Source organism: Candidatus Hodarchaeum mangrovi (assembly GCF_975850365.1).
The window spans coordinates 1-3,851 of record NZ_CDLCQJ010000068.1; the positions used below are offsets into that span (position 1 = coordinate 1).

General features: G+C 32.7%; 4 protein-coding genes. 1 reads left to right on the top strand and 3 read right to left on the bottom strand.

Annotated features, from left to right (window positions below; genetic code table 11):
- On the top strand, window positions 1-504 hold a 504-nt coding region (locus ACWVCY_RS06755; RefSeq protein WP_455141402.1), incomplete at its 5' end, for an ABC transporter substrate-binding protein.
- Window positions 505-578: 74 nt separating this feature from the next.
- Here the strand turns inward: ACWVCY_RS06755 and ACWVCY_RS06760 are convergent.
- Genes ACWVCY_RS06760 through ACWVCY_RS06770 form a run of 3 tightly spaced genes read right to left on the bottom strand, consistent with a single transcriptional unit; the run spans window position 579 to window position 3,693 of the window.
- The gene (locus ACWVCY_RS06760; protein ID WP_455141404.1) at window positions 579-1,649 is read right to left on the bottom strand and encodes a hypothetical protein; all 1,071 of its coding nucleotides are present in this window, start codon (window positions 1,647-1,649) and stop codon (window positions 579-581) included.
- A 19-nt stretch (window positions 1,650-1,668) separates the two neighbouring features.
- Complete coding sequence (locus ACWVCY_RS06765; protein ID WP_455141406.1) at window positions 1,669-2,613, bottom strand: ABC transporter permease; 945 nt, start codon at window positions 2,611-2,613, stop codon at window positions 1,669-1,671.
- Window positions 2,614-2,616: 3 nt separating this feature from the next.
- The gene (locus ACWVCY_RS06770; RefSeq protein ID WP_455141408.1) at window positions 2,617-3,693 is read right to left on the bottom strand and encodes an ABC transporter permease; all 1,077 of its coding nucleotides are present in this window, start codon (window positions 3,691-3,693) and stop codon (window positions 2,617-2,619) included.
- Window positions 3,694-3,851: the final 158 nt, after the last annotated feature.

A 3,851-nucleotide genomic window follows, 5' to 3' on the forward strand; every position in this document is an offset into this window, starting at 1 on the left:
GAAATAACTGCAGGAACACCCACAATTGATATTCTTGATGATTTTTCAGGAACTAATGTGCCAGCAATAGAAGCAGCTAGCGGAGTAAATATGTTCACTCAACCTGGAATGAATATTGGTTATTTAGCGATGAATGCTCTCCGTTATCCATTTAATAATACTGAAGCAGTCGATGATCCAGATTTCGGAGGACAAACAACCCATGCCTCTTTAGTACGTCGAGCTTTCCATTATGCAATTAATCGAAGTGCAATTATTGAAAACGCATACGGTGGATATGCAGTTCAGGCTAAAAATCCATTCCCACCAAGTATCTGGGGTTATAATGATACAATAGAAGATTATAAATTTGATCCCGACCATGCCCGAGATATATTAAAATCTCTTGGGTATGCAGTTAAAGGTGGAAGACCAGCAGGACCTGATGCTATTACTGCATTAATAACGGCCTTAGGTGGATTTATAGTTCTAACAATCCTCTTCAGTAATAGAAGGAAGAAATAACCTTTTTATTCCCCCTCTTCTTTTTTTTCTTTTTAATATATAAATCAACAATCCTCCTTCTTTGAATCGTCTTCTTAAGTTTCGTAGGTTAAAATAAAACGTTCTACCTGTTTAATGGATTGTATTCGGATAAAATGTTTAACGAGGAGATAAAATTTACTGATAAATGCTAATATAAAAAAAGTAATAAAATAATACTTGAATTCTGTATAGATAGACAGAAGCCATATGTTATTAAATGATACAATAGAAAGAAATGAGTTAATCAATCCCCAAAAAGCTAAGGCAACAAAACTATCTGGATTTTCCCAAAGAAAATTATAATGAACCAAATTAAAGAAAGAAATGAGGCCAGTTTCTAAAATCACGAAAATACCTATAGGGAATGCGAGAATTAAAATTGCAGGAATAGTAACGCTAAAATTCTGTTTAATTCTGATCTGTTTTACGAATGCAATTAAATGTTTCTCCGAGGTTTGATATAATTCACCTATTAGGATAAATGGTAAAAAAAGTTCAACAAAGACAATGATATTAACTATCATAGGAAGAATTACCTGAAGGAGTAGAGGGAAAATAATCATTATTACCACAGGATAATTTAATGATCCTTCCTTGAATGAATCAAAGGCATTTGAAAGAATTGAACGTTGTTTATCAGAGAATTGAATGATTAATTTTTCTTCTAAAATCACTCGTTTTATAAAAATAAGAAAAAAGAACAGAATTAGAAAATAAAAATAGCTAAATAATTCAAAGAAATCTAAATTTTCAAATATTTGAACTAAATTTTGAAGAGAAATTCCTTTCAAAATGAAAATAACTGCTTGATCACCATAAGCGATCATTAATACAAATAAGGTGAATCCCAATCCTGTAAGAATTGATATTAGTTTTATCAGTTGAATTTGGAAAATTTCTTTCCTTTTTATTGTTGGAGATAGGAGAAAGTAAATAAAAAATAGTAAAATGGCTATAAAATATAAGAAATAGAATGAAATCCAATTAGAAGTAATAAAGAAGATATAAAAAAAGATTATGAGGATTATGATACTAGAAAAGACGATGGTCATTTCAATGATTTTAAATTTCACCGAATTTTTCTGAACCTCTGGGACTATGGTTTCGGAGTGTTGATTTGCCATATTTTATCATCACCTTCTTTTACTTTTTAAATCTAGGATCAAATGCTTCTCGTAAACCATCGCCTACTAAATTAAATGATATTACTGTTAATAGAATTGCCATTCCAGGGAAAAAAGTTAAGTGAGGTGCAGCAGCAAAAAATTTCCTTCCATCTCCAATCATGGAACCCCACTCAGCGGTTGGAGCTTGAGCGCCTAATCCAAGAAAACTTAACGCAGCAACTTCCAAAATAGCAGTTCCTACTCCTAAAGTAGAATAGACAATTAATACACCAAACACATTTGGAAGAATGTGTTGGGTTAAAATCCGTGGGGTTTTAGCTCCTAGAACCTTTGCTGCTTCAACATACATCAATTCACGTTCAACAAAAGTTTGACCTCTTACAATTCGTGCATAATAGGGGATATAAACAATGCCCACAGCGAGCATTGCATTTTCTAAACTGCTTCCCATTAATGATAATATCGCTAAAGCTAGTAATATTGCTGGAAAAGCCAGTAACATCTCTAAACCCATTGAAATAATAGAATCAATCCAACTACCATAATACCCTGCTAGTAATCCTATTAATGTTCCCACTGATAATGAAACAAAGACAGCTATAAAGCCTACTGTAATGGAAATACGAGCACCATAAATAATACGAACAAAAATATCACGTCCAACGTTATCTGTTCCAAAAAAATGCTTTGGTGATGGAGTTTGAAAACTTCTTGACACAGGATCGTTTGGGCCATAAGGAAAGATAGGAATGTTAAAAAAATTGAATAACATTTCATCGAGAAGTGATATAATTGCTAAAATAATAAAGAAACCTAAAATGCCTAATCCAACAAGTGCTGCTTGATTACGTCGAAATCTCTTGAAGATTACACTCCATGTTGTCGCTCCCGAAATTTCATCTAGTTTACTATCTGATTCATCTTCAAATTTCCCAATTTTAGCAACCTTAAGACTTCTCATTGATTAATCCCTCTTAAAATACCGTACTCTCGGATCCAAATAGGCATAGATAATGTCTGTGGCCATATTTGTAACGACAAATATGAAGGCACTAATCATGACGAATCCCATAATAACTGGGAAATCTCTATCTTGAATACTATTCCAAATATATCCTCCTACCCCTGGCCAAGAAAAAATAGTTTCAGTTAAAACTGCTCCTGCTAACAGTGCTCCAAAATTTAAGCCAATTACTGTAATAGTTGGAATCATCGCATTTTTTGTAACATGTTTTACTATTACTAACCTTTCTTTAAGACCCTTTGAGCGAGCTGTTCTAACATAATCTTTTCCAAGTTCCTCAAGCATACTAGATCGCATCATTCTAGCAATTACAGCTAAGGGAATAGTTGCTAATGCCAAAGAAGGTAAAACAAGATGGTTTGTTGCTGAAAGGAAATACTCCCAGTTACCTTCCATTATTCCTACTACAAAGGAATCAATAAGATAAAAATTTGTATATTTCGGAAGTGAAGCACTTAAATGGGAATCTATTCTATGTGTTGCTTCAAACCATCCGAGATTGTTAAAAAATACGCTTTGCAGCATTAATCCTAACCAATAAATTGGCATACTAACCCCCAATAATGCAATTATCATCGTAAGGTAATCTATTCGTGAGTGTTGTTTATAGGCTGATAATATTCCAATAGGAATTCCTGCAATTGTTGCAAGTAATATTGATACTAATGTTAATTCAATCGTTGCAGGGAATCGAATTCCTAACTCATAAGCAACTGGAGTTGAAGAAATCATTGAAATTCCCAAATCAAATTCAAAAAGTAATTTTTGCATAAAAATTAAATATTGCTCCCAAGCTGGCTTGTCTAAGCCCCATTTTTGTCTAATTAATTCGAGTTTTTCAGGCCTAGGATCTTTTCCTGCTAATGTATTTGCAACATCCCCTGGAAGTAACCGGAATAGGATAAAAACAATAGTTGCCACCCCAATTAAAACTGGTATCGCCCTAAGGATACGTTTTATTGCAAATTTTAAAAAGTCAGTTGTTGTTTCAGTGGAGGATTCAATTTTTTCAGACATATTAACCATCTAAGAATATATAATATAGAAGTTAGCCTTGATTTACCCGATTAACTATAATTTCATAATAGTTGCTAGACTAAACTAAATTATGATTATAAATCGGTTGATTAATGCAATTCAATACCAAAATTTTTTATTTTAAAGAATTTTCTCTC

Coding starts and splice junctions, on each gene's coding strand:
- ACWVCY_RS06765 (WP_455141406.1), bottom strand. CDS start 2,613: ATGAGAAGTCTTAAGGTTGCTAAAATTGGGAAATTTGAAGATGAATCA.
- ACWVCY_RS06760 (WP_455141404.1), bottom strand. CDS start 1,649: ATGGCAAATCAACACTCCGAAACCATAGTCCCAGAGGTTCAGAAAAAT.
- ACWVCY_RS06770 (WP_455141408.1), bottom strand. CDS start 3,693: ATGTCTGAAAAAATTGAATCCTCCACTGAAACAACAACTGACTTTTTA.